The 13,338-nt window shown below is 68.4% G+C and carries 17 protein-coding genes; 9 read left to right on the top strand and 8 right to left on the bottom strand.

Annotated elements, in window-relative coordinates; all coding sequences use genetic code 11:
- Nucleotides 1-18 precede the first annotated feature (18 nt).
- From NGM07_RS20435 to NGM07_RS20450, 4 genes are all read left to right on the top strand, one after another.
- A complete protein-coding gene (locus NGM07_RS20435; RefSeq protein WP_253520755.1) occupies nucleotides 19-462 on the top strand; it encodes a DUF7344 domain-containing protein in 444 nt (147 codons plus the stop codon).
- Between the two features lie 182 nt (nucleotides 463-644).
- Complete coding sequence (locus NGM07_RS20440; RefSeq protein ID WP_253520757.1) at nucleotides 645-1,661, top strand: hypothetical protein; 1,017 nt, start codon at nucleotides 645-647, stop codon at nucleotides 1,659-1,661.
- A 1-nt stretch (nucleotide 1,662) separates the two neighbouring features.
- Nucleotides 1,663-2,424 carry a helix-turn-helix transcriptional regulator gene (locus NGM07_RS20445; protein ID WP_253520759.1) on the top strand — a complete coding sequence of 254 codons (762 nt, stop codon included), beginning with the start codon at nucleotides 1,663-1,665 and terminating at the stop codon, nucleotides 2,422-2,424.
- Between the two features lie 335 nt (nucleotides 2,425-2,759).
- A complete protein-coding gene (locus NGM07_RS20450) occupies nucleotides 2,760-3,068 on the top strand; it encodes a HalOD1 output domain-containing protein (RefSeq protein ID WP_253520760.1) in 309 nt (102 codons plus the stop codon).
- Nucleotides 3,069-3,249: 181 nt separating this feature from the next.
- Here the strand turns inward: NGM07_RS20450 and NGM07_RS20455 are convergent, their stop codons facing one another.
- The gene (locus NGM07_RS20455) at nucleotides 3,250-4,392 is read right to left on the bottom strand and encodes a hypothetical protein (RefSeq protein WP_253520763.1); all 1,143 of its coding nucleotides are present in this window, start codon (nucleotides 4,390-4,392) and stop codon (nucleotides 3,250-3,252) included.
- 228 nt (nucleotides 4,393-4,620) lie between these two features.
- Between NGM07_RS20455 and NGM07_RS20460 the strand changes: the two genes are divergently transcribed.
- Together NGM07_RS20460 and NGM07_RS20465 are read left to right on the top strand one after the other, a co-directional pair.
- Nucleotides 4,621-5,220, top strand: coding sequence for a DUF7282 domain-containing protein (locus NGM07_RS20460; protein ID WP_253520766.1), 600 nt, complete (start codon nucleotides 4,621-4,623; stop codon nucleotides 5,218-5,220).
- Between the two features lie 181 nt (nucleotides 5,221-5,401).
- Nucleotides 5,402-6,067, top strand: coding sequence for an O-methyltransferase (locus tag NGM07_RS20465; protein WP_253520768.1), 666 nt, complete (start codon nucleotides 5,402-5,404; stop codon nucleotides 6,065-6,067).
- A 7-nt stretch (nucleotides 6,068-6,074) separates the two neighbouring features.
- Here NGM07_RS20465 and NGM07_RS20470 read toward each other — a convergent pair whose 3' ends face one another.
- From NGM07_RS20470 to NGM07_RS20480, 3 genes are all read right to left on the bottom strand, one after another.
- Nucleotides 6,075-6,899 (bottom strand): HFX_2341 family transcriptional regulator domain-containing protein, encoded by an 825-nt coding sequence (locus NGM07_RS20470; protein WP_253520771.1) that lies wholly within the window; start codon nucleotides 6,897-6,899, stop codon nucleotides 6,075-6,077.
- 109 nt (nucleotides 6,900-7,008) lie between these two features.
- Nucleotides 7,009-7,998, bottom strand: coding sequence for a DMT family transporter (locus NGM07_RS20475; protein WP_253520774.1), 990 nt, complete (start codon nucleotides 7,996-7,998; stop codon nucleotides 7,009-7,011).
- A 197-nt stretch (nucleotides 7,999-8,195) separates the two neighbouring features.
- Nucleotides 8,196-8,606 (bottom strand): hypothetical protein, encoded by a 411-nt coding sequence (locus tag NGM07_RS20480; RefSeq protein ID WP_253520777.1) that lies wholly within the window; start codon nucleotides 8,604-8,606, stop codon nucleotides 8,196-8,198.
- A 443-nt stretch (nucleotides 8,607-9,049) separates the two neighbouring features.
- Here NGM07_RS20480 and NGM07_RS20485 point away from each other — a divergent pair, with 443 nt between their 5' ends.
- Nucleotides 9,050-9,829 (top strand): phytanoyl-CoA dioxygenase family protein, encoded by a 780-nt coding sequence (locus NGM07_RS20485; protein WP_253520780.1) that lies wholly within the window; start codon nucleotides 9,050-9,052, stop codon nucleotides 9,827-9,829.
- A 42-nt stretch (nucleotides 9,830-9,871) separates the two neighbouring features.
- Here the strand turns inward: NGM07_RS20485 and NGM07_RS20490 are convergent, their stop codons facing one another.
- From NGM07_RS20490 to NGM07_RS20505, 4 genes are all read right to left on the bottom strand, one after another.
- Entirely contained in the window at nucleotides 9,872-10,654 is a 783-nt protein-coding gene (locus NGM07_RS20490) for an SDR family NAD(P)-dependent oxidoreductase (protein WP_253520783.1), read from the bottom strand.
- A 107-nt stretch (nucleotides 10,655-10,761) separates the two neighbouring features.
- Nucleotides 10,762-11,181 carry a hypothetical protein gene (locus NGM07_RS20495; protein WP_253520786.1) on the bottom strand — a complete coding sequence of 140 codons (420 nt, stop codon included), beginning with the start codon at nucleotides 11,179-11,181 and terminating at the stop codon, nucleotides 10,762-10,764.
- A 51-nt stretch (nucleotides 11,182-11,232) separates the two neighbouring features.
- Entirely contained in the window at nucleotides 11,233-11,496 is a 264-nt protein-coding gene (locus NGM07_RS20500; RefSeq protein WP_253520789.1) for a hypothetical protein, read from the bottom strand.
- 111 nt (nucleotides 11,497-11,607) lie between these two features.
- A complete protein-coding gene (locus NGM07_RS20505) occupies nucleotides 11,608-12,402 on the bottom strand; it encodes a creatininase family protein (RefSeq protein WP_253520792.1) in 795 nt (264 codons plus the stop codon).
- Nucleotides 12,403-12,597: 195 nt separating this feature from the next.
- Between NGM07_RS20505 and NGM07_RS20510 the strand changes: the two genes are divergently transcribed.
- Both NGM07_RS20510 and NGM07_RS20515 read left to right on the top strand, forming a co-directional pair.
- Nucleotides 12,598-12,876, top strand: coding sequence for a winged helix-turn-helix domain-containing protein (locus NGM07_RS20510; protein ID WP_253520795.1), 279 nt, complete (start codon nucleotides 12,598-12,600; stop codon nucleotides 12,874-12,876).
- 84 nt (nucleotides 12,877-12,960) lie between these two features.
- Complete coding sequence (locus tag NGM07_RS20515; protein ID WP_253520797.1) at nucleotides 12,961-13,275, top strand: nucleoside triphosphate pyrophosphohydrolase; 315 nt, start codon at nucleotides 12,961-12,963, stop codon at nucleotides 13,273-13,275.
- Nucleotides 13,276-13,338: the final 63 nt, after the last annotated feature.

Consider the following 13,338-nt stretch of genomic DNA (forward strand, 5'->3'; position numbering starts at 1 on the left):
GCTCTGTCACCAAGTGTCATGCCCGACGACGCCTCCGGTTCCGACGACCGAGACGCCTCGCCCGCCGGTTCGGACGCATCGGGCGACGTCGTCCACGACCGACTCGACGAGACGTTCGAACTCATGTCGAACCGCCGCTGTCGGTACGCGCTCTACCACTTCGACTCGGCGTCGGTCGACGTGTTCGACTTCGAGGAACTCGTCGACGCCGTCGCGGCCTGGGAGCGGGAAACCGACGCGGCCGACGTCGAGCGGGGTGAAACCGACGCCGCGGACGCCGAGGCGAAGACCGACGGGAACCACCGCCAAGCCGTCGCGGTGGCGCTCCACCACGACTGTCTGCCGAGACTGGTCGACTTCGGCGCGGTGGAGTACGACCCGCGCTCGAAGACGATTCGGTACTACGGTTCCGACGACCTGACCCCGTATCTCCGCCTGAGCGTTTCGCTCGACCGTCGGTGACGCCGGATGTCGGCGTCGGCGCGGCCCGGGGTCGGCGTCTTCGCCGCCGGTCGACGCGCGGTCGCGCGTCGACCGGTCACCGTCTCGAACGGAGTTTCAACGACGCGTCTCGAACGGCGTCCGGAAGGCTATCGGTTGCCAGCCGATATAACTAAGCGAATTCGATGCCTCTTGGGCGACACGTGACGTTCGACGAGCGACCGGATTCGCTGGACGACGCCGTCGGCGACGCCGAAGCGCCCGAACGACGCATCGAACGCGTCCGCCGGTGTGAACTCCCGGGCGGCGTTGCGGCTCTGGTCGACGCCTACGAGAAGACGGTCGGCGAGCGCGACCGGTTTCTCTGGCGGTGGCTCTACTTCGTCTTCCCGGCGGTGACGCTCTCGTGCGTCGACTCGACCGACGAGGAGCGGGTCCGCGACCGGAAATTGCTGGCCTCGCTGTACGTCGTCCTGCTCGACGACGTTGCCGAGCGCCGGATGGACCGGGCGACGTTCGAGGAACTCGGGAAGGTGCCGTTCGACCACCGGACGCCCCGCCCCGACCGCGAGGGGGTCGACGCCGACGTCGTCGGGTTCGGCGAGCGGGTCTGGTCGGCGCTCGAAACCGACCTCGAGACGGCGCCGCGGGCCGAGGAGTTCCGCTCGCTGTTCGAGTTCGACGTCAAACAGAACGTCAACGCGGTCGACTACTCCTACACGGTCAATCAGCGACTGGAGATGGCGAACCTCGCCGAGACCGACGCCTACGACCCCAACAACATGATGTTGTTCACGTACGCGACCGTCGACCTGATGCACGCGCCGTCGTTCGACCGCGACGACCTCTCGGCGCTCCGGCGAATGCTGTTCGAAGCCCAGGAGATGGCCCGAATCGGCAACTGGGTCACGACGTGGGAGCGCGAACTGCGCGAGGGCGACTACAGCTCGGGCGTCGTCGTCTACGCGCTCGAAAACGACATCGTCGACAGGGAGGAACTCTACAAGCTCAGCGCCGGCCGGTTCGAGGCCGGATGCGACGACCTCGTCGAGCGAATCCGGACCCGCGGCGTCGAGGAGCACTTCCTCGACGAGTGGCACCGGCGCTACGAGGCGGTGGAGGCGTTCGAGGGCGACCTCGACTCGGTCGACGTGCGTTCGTTCCGGTCGGGGATGGAGAAGGTGCTCTCGTACCAACTCGCCAGTCGGGGGTTGAAGTGAGATGGCCGACTCGTTCCTCGTCGAGGCTGTCAAGCGCGCCTCGCTGTTCGAGCAGTTGGCCGACGGACCGTACGACGTTCCGGAACTGGTCGACGACCTGGAGATGTCCCGTTCGACGGTCCACCGCTCCGTCCAGTCGTTCCTGGAGAAGGACCTGCTCCGGGAGACCGACGACGGCCTCGAACTCACGGGACTCGGTCGGTACGTCGGCGAGGCCGTCGCCGACTTCCAGACTCGGGCGGAGGCGGCGGCCGAACTCGGGTCGTTCCTGAACACCGCCGACCCGACCGAGGTCGACGTTCCGCTCGACGTGTTCGCCGACGCGACCGCCATCCACCCCAAGCCGCGCCAGCCACACTTCGCGGTCAAGCGCATCATCGAACTCATCGAACAGTCCGAGTCGGTCCGAATCTTCTCCAGCATCATCTCGCCGTTCTACGTCGACGTGGCCTACCGGGAGATGATGGAGGGCACCGACATCGAGGTCATCTTCGACCACGAGGTTGTCGAGATCATCGCGACCGAGTACGCGGACAAGGCGGTCGAAGCCGCCGCGACCGGCCTGTTCGACGTTCGGGTGCGCGAGAGCCTGCCGTTCGAACTGTTCGTGTTCGACGACAGGATGGGGATGGCGGCCCACGACGACGACGGCATCGCCCGCGTGTTCGTCGAAGCCGACGCTCCGGAGGCCGTCGAGTGGGCCGAGGAGACCTACGACCGCTACCGGGAGAGCGCCGAGCGAATCGACGTGAGTTCCTTCTGAGAATCGGCGCGAGTTCCTTCCGAAGTCGAGTCCCGCCGGGCGTTTTCTGCGCGAGCGACATCGTCAACGCCGCGAGCGACCGGCGAGCGCGTCGACCGGGAGCCGTCCGCCGAGCGTTCGTCGGCGGAATCTCTCCCAGCCGTGAACGGTCGTTCACCGACGACGGAGGTTCTCCGTCTGACCGGAATCCCAATCTTCGACGGGCGACGCCGGTGATTATAAGAGGTTGTGTACGCTACTGTTCGCCCGTCACGCTTCCCGTGAGCGCGACCGCACCGCCGAGCGCTTCGCGGCGCGCCGGAGTACGGTCTCACAACACGGACAGTGGTTACACGATGGACGTTACCGAACCCACCGACGGAACGCGACGTCACTCCGGAGCAGAGACGTACCGCGTCCGCTACGACCCCGACGGCGAACTCGAACTCAGCGAACTCATCGTGATGGCCGTAGCCGACGCCAGCGACACCGACCCGCTCGACATGGACCCGCTCTACGACGCCGTTGACCCGGAGACGGTCAACGACTTCGTCGACCGCGGCGGCTCCGCGGGGTTCGACGGGTCGGTCACCTTCGCCTTCGAGGGGTACGAGGTGACGGTCGAAGCCAGCGGCCTGGTGGACCTCGTCCGGTCTGACGCGTAATCGTCGAGTTCCCCCGGCGGCGAGTGCCTCCGTCGTTTGCGCTTTCGTAAACGAAGCGGTCAGTCCACGAGCCCCGGTCGTTCGCCGGAGTCGTCTTCTGTCAGTAGTCGATTCGCTGTGAGTTCCTATCGTCGCTCGCAGTCCCGTCAGTCGCCACCGGTTCCGTCGCCGCGTCTCGCGACTACGGCGAGCGAACGTCCCAGCGCGTACATCGGGTAGCCGACTGCGACGCGAGCACGACCGGCCCGGCGACGCTCCCTGCCAGCACGTCCAGTCCGTACGGAGAGCCCAGCCCCGCCACCGCCGCCGCCGCGGCGAACGCCGGCGCCGCGAGCACGGGAAGGAACGGCGACCACCGCGGAACTGGCCGGCCGCGCACCGTCGCCCACAGCGCGAGTCCGCCGGCCGACGCGGCGACGACGCCGACCCCGGACAGGACGTGTACTCGCCCGGCGACCAGCGGCGCGCTCCCAGTGTAGACGGGGTGGACGACCGCGAGCAGACCGACGGCGGTCACGCCGCCGGCGAACGTCCGCCCGGACGGGTGCCACGCGAATCGCCGGAGCGGTCCGGTTCTGCCGAGCGCGGCCATCCCGCCGGCGAAGACGACCGCCGCGGGGAGGAGGAACGCCAGATTCGTGAGGACCGCCGGGGCCGCCCGCGCGGCCAGCGCGAGGTGGGTCGCCGCGCGAGCGGTCGCGCCGTCGTCGGACGCGAAGACGAGGTACGCGTCGGGGACGCTGTCGTCGAAGTGGTAGCCTTCTTCGCCGCGATTGACCACCGTCACGCGATTGCCCCGGACCTGCCCGATAGCAGGGTCGTTCGTCACCGCAGTTCCCGCGGGGCCGACGACGGCGAAGCGGTCGGCGTCGATTCCGTAGCTTCCGCGGACCCGCCCGCTGTGGAGGTAGTCGGCGACGAGAACGCCTCCCTCGCGGTCGGCGAACGACGAGTGGTCGAACGTCACTGCGACCGTCCGGTCGACGACTCGCGCCGAGACGTTCGAGACGTGGACGGGCTTCGGTCGAGTGAACTCGCCGAACGACTCGCCGACGATCGCGTCGAGGAGTCGAGTGTTCGAGCGGAGTTCCTCGGCGGTCGACCGGTTCGCGAGGCGGTTACGCACCGTCCAGCGCGCGGTGCCGTCGGACGCGAGGACGACCTCGACCGTGCTGTTCGTCACCGTCGCCGGAACGCCTCGTTCGGACGCGGCCTCCTCGAATCCGGTGTCGCAGACCGAGCAGAGCGGCTCGGGCGGCGCACCGGCGCCCGCGGGACCGGATGCGAGCGACAGGAGGAGAACTAGCAGGGCGGCACGATTCATATCACTACGCTCACAGGGCGATGATAAGTGTCCTCGGTCGCTCCCGACCCGCCTCTCGACCGGTCGCCGGCCTCGTTTCGCGTCCGGTAAGCCGGACTTATCCGGACTCTCGCCGACTCGCCCCGGCTACTCGGGGTTCGTCGCCGTCGTATCGACGCGTTTCGACGGTGAACGCGCAAAAACGGTCGCGCTCGTTTATTCGTCGGTGGGTCGTCGGTCCGGCGGAGAATGACACGAAACGCGACGTTCTGTGCCCTCGCTTTCGCACTGTTGACGGTTACGAGCGCGTTCGCCGGCGTCGGCGCGGCGACGCCGACGAGCGCCCCGGCGAGCGACGTCTCGCCCGCGCCGCTCGCCCAGCAGACGATGACCGGAAACCAGTCCGGAAACGGGACCTCGGTGACGTTCGGCGACCAGTCGTCGAACGGGTCGGCGGTCGTGGTCGACCGAGCCTCGCTCTCGCAGGGCGGTTTCGTCGCGATATACGCCCAGGACGGAACCCTGCTCGGGAACTCCTCGTACCTCCAGTCCGGGACGAGCGAGAACGTCACGGTCCGGTTGAACGAGACGTTGAACCGCCCGCAGGTCCTGGTCGCAGTACCCCACCAGGACACGAACGACAACCGGCAGTTCGACTTCAACACGACGAAGGCCCGCCAGATCGCCCGGTCGACCACCACGCCGAACGCCTCGAACGTCTCCGTCGAGGACATCCCCTACACCCAGGGCGGCATGCCCATCAGTTCGGTGGCGTTCGTGACGGTTTCCGGCGGCGGTAACCAGACCGGAACCGGCAATTCGAGCGCTCGAGTCGCGCGACCGGCGTAACCGCCAACCGCCTTTTCTGCCGGCCGTTTTTCCGGCCAGTTGAACTGACCGCGAGCAGGGGGTTCCCGAAGCGATGACTCCCGCGCTCGCTCTCGCGTTCGATTTCGCTTCTCGGGTGAACGAGCGGTTTCGTCGGGAAGTTCCGGGAACACTTACCTTCCCGACGCCCGAGGGTGTCCCCATGAGCGAACTCCTGTCCGCGGAAGTCGGGCGGTTCGTCGACGCGATGGTGCCCGAACGCGACGAGGTCCTGCGCGAGATGGAGGACCACGGCGACGAGATCGACTTTCCGACCGTGGGGCCGGAGGTCGGCGGCTTCCTCCGACTCGCCGCCCGGATGGTCGACGCCGAGCGCATCTTCGAGTTCGGGTCGGGGTTCGGCTACTCGGCCTACTGGTTCGCCGAGGCACTGCCGGAGGACGGCGAGATCGTGCTGACCGAACACGACCCCGAGGAACTCGAAGACGCCCGCGACTACCTCGAACGCGGCGGCTACGCCGACCGCGCGCGGTTCGAGGACGGCGACGCCATGGAGACGGTCGAGCGCTACGACGGTCCCTTCGACGTGGTGCTCGTCGACTGCCACAAGAGCGGCTACCCCGACGCCCTCGACGCGGTCCGGGGGAAGGTCGCCGACGGCGGCGTGGTCGTCGCCGACAACGCGATGGTGAGCGGCGCGCAGGACTTCGAGGCACTCCTGGACATCGTGGAGGGCGGCGACCCGACGGAGGTCGACGAGAACACCCGCGGCATCGCCGAGTACCTGCTCGAAGTGCGAGATAGCGACGAGTTCGAGACGAGCGTGATTCCGCTGGGCGAGGGTATCGCGGTGAGTTACAAGCGCTGAGTCCGTCTCAGATTAGGTGGCGGAACGCCCGGAGCGCGTTCTCGCCCGCCTCGGTCAGCGTGAGGTACTTGCGCCGGCCGACCTTCTCCGTCTCGACGTACCCCTTCGCGGTGAGCGGGTCGACCACGTGCGTGTCGAGCAGGCGGTAGTAGCCCTTCTCGGTCTCGGCCGACGACTCGACTACGAACGGGAACCCCTCCTCGCGGGCGAACTCGATGAGTTCCTTCTTGCTCGCGCCCCGATACCGGCCGTGCGGTTCGGCGGTCCCGCCGGTTCCGTCGTTCCCGCCAGTTCCGTCGGCCTCGTCGGCCCTGCAGGTCCGCTCGCCGACGAACCGGAGGAACGCGACGTGGGTCGCCGACGGCCGCTCGACGGGGTACGTCGGCAGGGCGAACGTCTCCTCGACGGCGTCGTGGAGCGGTTCCGGGGGGATTCGCTCGGCGTCCGGGCCGTAGTCGGGTTTGGCGTAGATGGGCGTCGCGCCCGTCGCCATGCAGGCGATCATCCCCGCGACGGCGGTTATCTTGCTCCCTCCCGAGAGGTTGACGTACACGTCGTCGTCGGCGTGGTCGTGGATGGCCCCCGCCACCGTGCCCAGGGTGTCGTAGAGGTCGAAGATGTCGCAGGCCCGGCGTTCGAGTTCGATGCGCTCGTTCGCTTCGAGTTCGGCGAGGAACGCCGCCAGATACGACGGGTCGGCGTCGCTCTCGGCGTACTCAACGGCGACGACCTTGTCGGCCTTCCACTCCATGACGGGGTCGCGCAAGCGGGCGTACTCGAAGCCGAGCGGGACGACCTGCACGCGCTCTGCCACCGGCGGGGGCGACTGCATACCGGCGGGTCGAACGGAGACGGTAAAAACGGTACGGGAACGTCGTTACCGTCGACAGTTTCCCGCGACCGCGTTCCTCGACGACTTCGACTCGCTCCGACGCCCGCGATTACCGCTTCGCCCGGCCCAGTTGGACCAGCAGGACGCCGCCGCCGCCGACCGCGAGGACGCCGAGCAGTTCGTGGGGCCGTATCGCCTCACCGAGGAACAGCCACCCGAGCGCGGCCACCTGGACGAGCATCGTGTTGTTGACGACGCTCGACTCGACCGCCGTCAGCGTCTCCAGCGTCCGGTTCCACAGTGTGAACGCGCCCGCGGTGTTGACCACCGCGAGCCACGCCACGACGGCCCAGTTTTCGAGCGAGAGCGTCGGGAACCCCTGGGAGGCGACGCCGGCCGCGAGCAGGACCGCCGCCCCGACTCCCATGCTGACGGTCGTCACCGCGAGCGGGCCGAGGTCCGAATCGCGGTTGACCCGCCGCCCGAGCACCGACCCGCCGGCGTTGCCCAGCAGACCGACGGCCATCACCCCGAGGCCGAACGCCGACCCGAGCGGGCCGGCCCACGGCCGGAAGTACGCCAGCGCGCCGCCGACCAGCGCGACCAGGCCGACCCACTGGCGCGCCGTCGGCTGCTCCGCCACTCGCCGGGGTTGTCGCTCGCCTCGCTCGCCTTCTCGCGGTTCGCGCCGCGCCCGCGGCGCGAACCGCGCGGCGCCGAACAGCGCCACCGCGACCGGCGTGAACGTCAACACGAGGCTGACCGTCGCGGCCCGGAGGTGGCCGAGCGCGACGAACTGCGCGCCTTGGGTCACGGCGTACAGGACGACCCCGAGCGCGAGTAGTCGCGCCCACGCGGCGGGACCCGCCCGACGGACTCGCCGGTGGTGGCCGTCGCCGACGAAGAACGGGAGCAACACCAGCGACGCGAGTCCGTACCGAAGTCCGGCGAACGTGAGCGCGGGGATATCTTCGAGACCGACCGTGACGAGGACGTACGACGACGACCACAGTAGCGTGACGAACAGCGCCTCGCGGACGGCCCGGGTGCGGGCCGAACCCGAGGGAATCGCCGGAAGGGAGGTCCGCATATCGACCATGCGCTCGGTGGAGGTCGGCCGACGGTGTAGGCACCGACGTTACCGTCGTTACTATCGCTACCGGTAGACCGCGACACTGGTTCTTCGTTCAGAACCGGGTCGGAAGCACACGTTAACTACAGCGCGCGAACGGATTACGCCCGATTTCGACCGACCCCGAATCTGGTAGAACCGTCCCGCTGAACGGGACGCGTCCGTCACTCGAACGGCGGAGAAACCTCGTCGGGTTCGAAGCCGTCGACGTAGACCCGGACGACTCGTGTCGATGCCCCGGACGCGACGACCTCCGGAACTCGATGGCGGTGATTTTGATGCAGGTAGCGAACCGCTCCGGCAACGCCCCCGATTGCGAGTCCGGCACCGACGAGGAGCCAGAGACGGTAGGAGTACCAGACGCCGAAGACCGCCCCCGTAACCGCCGGCAGGACACCGACCGTGAGCGACCCCAGTAGTCTGCGCTGTCGGGCTTCGGACTCGTGCGCGACGACGACCCGGCGACCGTCACCCGCCGGGACGACCCGGTGAACGTCGTCGTACCGAAGTACATCGAAGCGTTCGACCGTTCCGGACCCGGTTCCGTCGCCCGACGCAGATTCCCCGTCTGTCATGCTAACTACGACTCTCTCTGTCGTTCAAAAGACTGTTCGGGTCGCGGTCTCGGCGGAACCCCGAACGGCGTTCGACTTCGGTGGGTTCTGGACTCCGCTCCGTCTTCACCGCGGCCATCCGCGAGCTGACCCGCGCGCGACAGGATGAGTGACACGAGTGGACGGACTATCTAGCCGAGTCCCAGCCCAGTTTCGGGTGCCGTCCTGAACGGGGAACCCGTGTTAGCAACTGCTGGCACCGTCGGGGCGACCGCCGGCGCGTTCGGAGTCGAACCGCCGCCGGGAGCGGTCGCTCGCGGCGCGTGGACCGTCGAGAGAAGACCCCACATCGTCCCCGAGACAAAAACCTACCATGTGATTTCGCTTATAACTCCTTCAGTTTTCCGGTTCTATTGGACGCTACGCACAGACCTTCTTCCCCCCGAATCGTCGGGAAGCGTGCGATGTCACACGACCTCACTCGCGCCCAGCGAGACAGATTCGCCAGAAACGGATTCGTCGTCCTCCGAGGCGCGGTTGATGACGAAATCATCGCCGACGCTGGGGCCTCGGTCGCCGAGACGGTTCCCGAGGACTTCTCGGACTTCGAGGCGCTAGCGGCCAGTCCCGAACGCCGCAACTACTGGGGCGACCTCGAGGAGATGGAACCGTTCGGGCGACTCAACCGCCGACTGTCCGAGTTCGCCGAATCGCTGGTCGGCGAGGGGACGTTAGAGCCGCCGGGGGAGTTCGTTCAGGCCGCGGTCCGGTATCCGGAAGGCGAGTTCGCGAGCGACCCGAACCGCCCGACGACGGCCGGCGAGGGGAACCCCCACGTCGACGGGTTCGAATCCGACGGCACGTTTCGGCCCTTCTCCCTCGGCGCGACGACGTACCTCGACGACGTCGCCCCCCAGGGCGGCGGCCTCACGGTCTGGCCGGGGTCCCACTGGCGAGTCGCCGAGTTCTTCGCCGAGAACGACGCGGAGGACTTCTCGAACGACGAGGCCAGTTCGCTGGTCGGCGACGCAGAGCCGTTCGAGGTGACCGGTCGGGCGGGAACCGTCGTCCTGTGGCACAGCCTGCTCGTCCACACGGGCGGCGTCCACCTCGGACGCCGCCCCCGCGTGGCGGCGTTCACCCGGTTCGTCCGACAGGACGTCGAGGAGACGAAGTACGACGCGCTCGCGGCGCCGTTCGAATTTCTGGACGGGGTCGACCCGCGGGAGGACGTTCGCGGCTAGGGCTTCGCACCTCTCTCGTTGTGTGCGACGACGGACCGGCGTTCAGCAGACGTGGCCGCCGCCGTCGACCCACACCGTCTCGCCCGTGACGTAGGACGCGGCGTCGCTGGCCAGGAAGAGGTAGGCGCCCGCGAGTTCCTCGGGGTCGGCCGCGCGCAGGGGCAGGTCGGGCGTCTCTCCTTCGGGAGCCATCGACTCGGCCTCCTCGGCCCACCCTTCGCGTATCTCGGTGGCGACCGGGCCGGGTGCGACGGCGTTGACCCGTACGCCCTCGGGGGCGAGTTCGAGCGCCGCACTTCGGGTTATCATCCGAATCGCGCCCTTGGTCGCGGCGTAGTGGGAGTGGTCCCACGCCGCCCGTCCCTGGGTGTCCGAGGAGGTGTTGACGACCACGCCGGGTTCGCCCCGGTCGATCATGTCCTCGGCGGCGATTTGCGTGCCGAAGAACGTCCCTCGGGCGTTGACGGCGTGGACCTCCTCGAACTCCTCGGGCGTCACGTCGAGGAACCGCCGCTTGGTGTAGACGCCGGCGTTGTTCACCATCGCGTCCACGCCGCCGAACTCGCGGGCGGCCTCAACCGCGGTCTGAATCTGGTCGGGGTCCGAGACGTCGGTTTCGACGAACTCGGCCCGTCCGCCGGCGTCTTCGATTTCCTCGTGGGTCGGCGCGTCGGCGTCGGGGTCTTTCGGTTCCTCGCGCACGTCAGCGACAAGCACGGTCGCGCCCGCCTCGCCGAACGCAAGCGCGATAGCGCGACCGATGCCGGAGCTACCGCCGGTAACGACGACGGTTTCCTCGGAGAAGTCGGGGTTCAGCGTTGCCATCGTCCGCCCGGACGGCCGCCTCGGACTTCAATCGCCGGGCGAAAAGAACGGTCCGGACGTCAAGCGGCCGCCCGCCGCTCGTTTGGCGTTGTGACGGCGACCGTCGATTACAGCAGCCAGTCGACGATCCACAGCACGACGCCGAGGCCCATCAGGAAGATGCCGAGCGCCGACGTCGCGGGTTCGGGGATGATGAACAGCACGAACCCGGCGACGATTATCGTCCCGATGAGGCCCTCGTCCCACCAGCTACCCTCGTCGTCCTCGTCGGCCGCGTACTCGTTGGACGCGTACTCGTCGGACTCGACGGTGTCGTCGTACTCCGGGCGGTCGGTGTCGGCGGTGCTCCCGACCGGCCAGATGCCCCATCCCGACGGGGCGAATCTGCCCGCCCATCCCCCGCCGCCCGACGGGAAGAAGGTGTCGTCGGTCGCGTCCTCGGCGTACCGGTCGCGGACCGGTTCGTCCCCGTGGACCTCCCTGTACGTGTCGTCGTACTCGTCGTCGGTGTACGGGTCCTTCGCCATGTTGGGAAACACGGCCGGGAGCCGGTTATGACCTGTGGCCGAGGACGGTGCTCACCCCAGCGCTTCGAGGATCGCGATTCCGAGTCCCGCGCCGACGAGGACGATTCCGACCGCCGTCGTGGCGGGTTCGGGGAAGACGACCAGTCCGATACCGACGACGACGAGCGTCGCGCCGAACCCCAGGCCCCAGAGCCCTTCGTCGGGTTCGACCGGTGCGTCGTTGGTGTTCTCGATGGCGTCGTCCGCGGCGTCCCTCGTGGAGTCGAGGTCCGATTCGGCGTCGAGGGCGTCGGGGTCGTGGTCGGAGTCGCGCACGCTCGGAAGGAGGGCCGCGACGCGGTTAGGGGTTCGGGCCAGGTCGGCGCTCCCCCGGGGCCCGGGAGAGCGCCGACGTCGCGCCAACGCGACCCCGCGCGACCGCCGACGCTACCGGCGACTGCCGGGCTGGGGGTCGACGTGGGGTTTCGCCATCAGGTCTTCGAACCGCCGGTCGTCGAGCCACTCGAGCAACCGCACCAGCTGGTCGCTGGCCTTCTCGAACAGCAGTTCGCCCTTCTCCGGCGTGGCGTCGGTCTGGTCGCCGAGCACGCCGTTGTCGGTGTTGTCGATGGAGTCGTAGAAGTTCCGCGCGCCGCGGACGTAGGCGTCGTCGTCGGGCCACTCGACCCGTCCGCCGTCGCGGGCCGCCTCCAACTTCTCCTCGCGCACGAGGTCAGGGTCGATGTGCATCATCATCGCCGTCTCCTTCGGGCCGCCGTGGGGACCGTTGCGCTCGAAGATGTCGTTCACGACCTCCGGGATGGACTCGTCCCACATCCACTCGACGGCGTAGGCCACCTCGTCCTCGCGGAGGCGTCGTCCCACCTCCCGGAGGTGGGTCTGGTTGCCGCCGTGGGCGTTGACGTAGACGATGCGGTCGACGCCGTGGTACGCGAGGTTCCGCGAGAAGCTCTCGACGTAGTCGCGGAACGCGGGGGCGTCGGCCCACATCGTCCCGTGGAACTGCTTGTGGTGGACGCTGACGCCGACGTCGACCGTGGGCGTACAGAGGTAGCCCGTGCGCTCGCTCGCGTCGCGAGCGAGCGCCTCCGCGATGCGGTGGTCGGTCGACAGCGGCAGGTGCGGGCCGTGCTGTTCGGTCGACCCGAGCGGGACGACCGCCAGCGACTCTTCGGCGACGTAGTCGCTCAACTCCGGCCAGGTCCTGTCGGCGAGGTACATGTCGGGAGGTCGGGACGAGTCGGCATAGTTCTTCCCCGGAGCGGCGCGGGCGACCGGCGAGCGGGGTGAATTTCGGGCGACCGGCGGCCGTGCACGGCCGCCGGTCGCCGCCGCCCCACCGCGGTTACCTTGCGGTAACCTCGTTGCGTCGGGGTTAGCGAACGTATATTCGCGTGGCTTCCCAACTCGGAGGTGATGACCGAATGGCTCGTCGCCGACGCGCCCCCGAGCGCGAAACTGGTAGTCAAGGTCCTGGAGTACGCCGACGACCCGCTCACCCAGCGCGAGATCAGCGACCGGACCAGGCTGTCGCCCCGGACGGTCCGTAGCTCCATCAAGCGCCTCAAGGAGCGCGACGTCGTCGAGGAGCGCGTCTACATCCCCGACGCGCGCAAGCAACTGTACGTCCTCACCGAGGAGGCGGTCCAGTGTACGGTGGGCGACGAGGTCGACGTGGCCGAAGAGGCCGCGTAGGGAAGAACTGCACGGGGTTTTCGGCCGGAGCACTCACAACGGCGCACCGTAACCGTTTCGAGCGGCGGGTCCGACCGCTCGGATGTGCCAAAGTACGACAAACTCGTCAGGGACGAGATTCCGCGCGTCGTTAGGGATAACGGCGAGACGCCCGTCACTCGCGTCGTCGAGGGCGAGGCGTACCGGCGTCGACTCCGCGAGAAACTCTGCGAGGAGGCCGCGGAATTTCTGGAGTCCGACGGCGACCCCGAAGAGTTCGCCGACGTGCTGGAGGTGCTCGACGCGATTCGCGCCGCCGAGACGTTCGAGGAGGGCGAAGTCGAGCGACTGCGCGAGACGAAGGCCGACGAGCGCGGGCGCTTCGAGCGGGGTGTCGTGCTGGAACGCGTCGAGAAGTAGCGTGCCGACCGGCGCGGCGCGGTCGTTTCGCACCGCCGAATGACAGTTCCGCAACCTCTATCC

The sequence above is a fragment of the Halorussus vallis genome (assembly GCF_024138165.1).
Taxonomy (GTDB): domain Archaea; phylum Halobacteriota; class Halobacteria; order Halobacteriales; family Haladaptataceae; genus Halorussus; species Halorussus vallis.

Excerpts from the sequence above, each read along its gene's own strand:
- NGM07_RS20435 (WP_253520755.1), top strand. The coding sequence starts at position 19 with ATGCCCGACGACGCCTCCGGTTCCGACGACCGAGACGCCTCGCCCGCC.
- NGM07_RS20445 (WP_253520759.1), top strand. The coding sequence starts at position 1,663 with ATGGCCGACTCGTTCCTCGTCGAGGCTGTCAAGCGCGCCTCGCTGTTC.
- NGM07_RS20450 (WP_253520760.1), top strand. The coding sequence starts at position 2,760 with ATGGACGTTACCGAACCCACCGACGGAACGCGACGTCACTCCGGAGCA.
- NGM07_RS20455 (WP_253520763.1), bottom strand. The coding sequence starts at position 4,392 with ATGAATCGTGCCGCCCTGCTAGTTCTCCTCCTGTCGCTCGCATCCGGT.
- NGM07_RS20460 (WP_253520766.1), top strand. The coding sequence starts at position 4,621 with ATGACACGAAACGCGACGTTCTGTGCCCTCGCTTTCGCACTGTTGACG.
- NGM07_RS20465 (WP_253520768.1), top strand. The coding sequence starts at position 5,402 with ATGAGCGAACTCCTGTCCGCGGAAGTCGGGCGGTTCGTCGACGCGATG.
- NGM07_RS20470 (WP_253520771.1), bottom strand. The coding sequence starts at position 6,899 with ATGCAGTCGCCCCCGCCGGTGGCAGAGCGCGTGCAGGTCGTCCCGCTC.
- NGM07_RS20475 (WP_253520774.1), bottom strand. The coding sequence starts at position 7,998 with ATGGTCGATATGCGGACCTCCCTTCCGGCGATTCCCTCGGGTTCGGCC.
- NGM07_RS20480 (WP_253520777.1), bottom strand. The coding sequence starts at position 8,606 with ATGACAGACGGGGAATCTGCGTCGGGCGACGGAACCGGGTCCGGAACG.
- NGM07_RS20485 (WP_253520780.1), top strand. The coding sequence starts at position 9,050 with ATGTCACACGACCTCACTCGCGCCCAGCGAGACAGATTCGCCAGAAAC.
- NGM07_RS20490 (WP_253520783.1), bottom strand. The coding sequence starts at position 10,654 with ATGGCAACGCTGAACCCCGACTTCTCCGAGGAAACCGTCGTCGTTACC.
- NGM07_RS20495 (WP_253520786.1), bottom strand. The coding sequence starts at position 11,181 with ATGGCGAAGGACCCGTACACCGACGACGAGTACGACGACACGTACAGG.
- NGM07_RS20505 (WP_253520792.1), bottom strand. The coding sequence starts at position 12,402 with ATGTACCTCGCCGACAGGACCTGGCCGGAGTTGAGCGACTACGTCGCC.
- NGM07_RS20510 (WP_253520795.1), top strand. The coding sequence starts at position 12,598 with ATGACCGAATGGCTCGTCGCCGACGCGCCCCCGAGCGCGAAACTGGTA.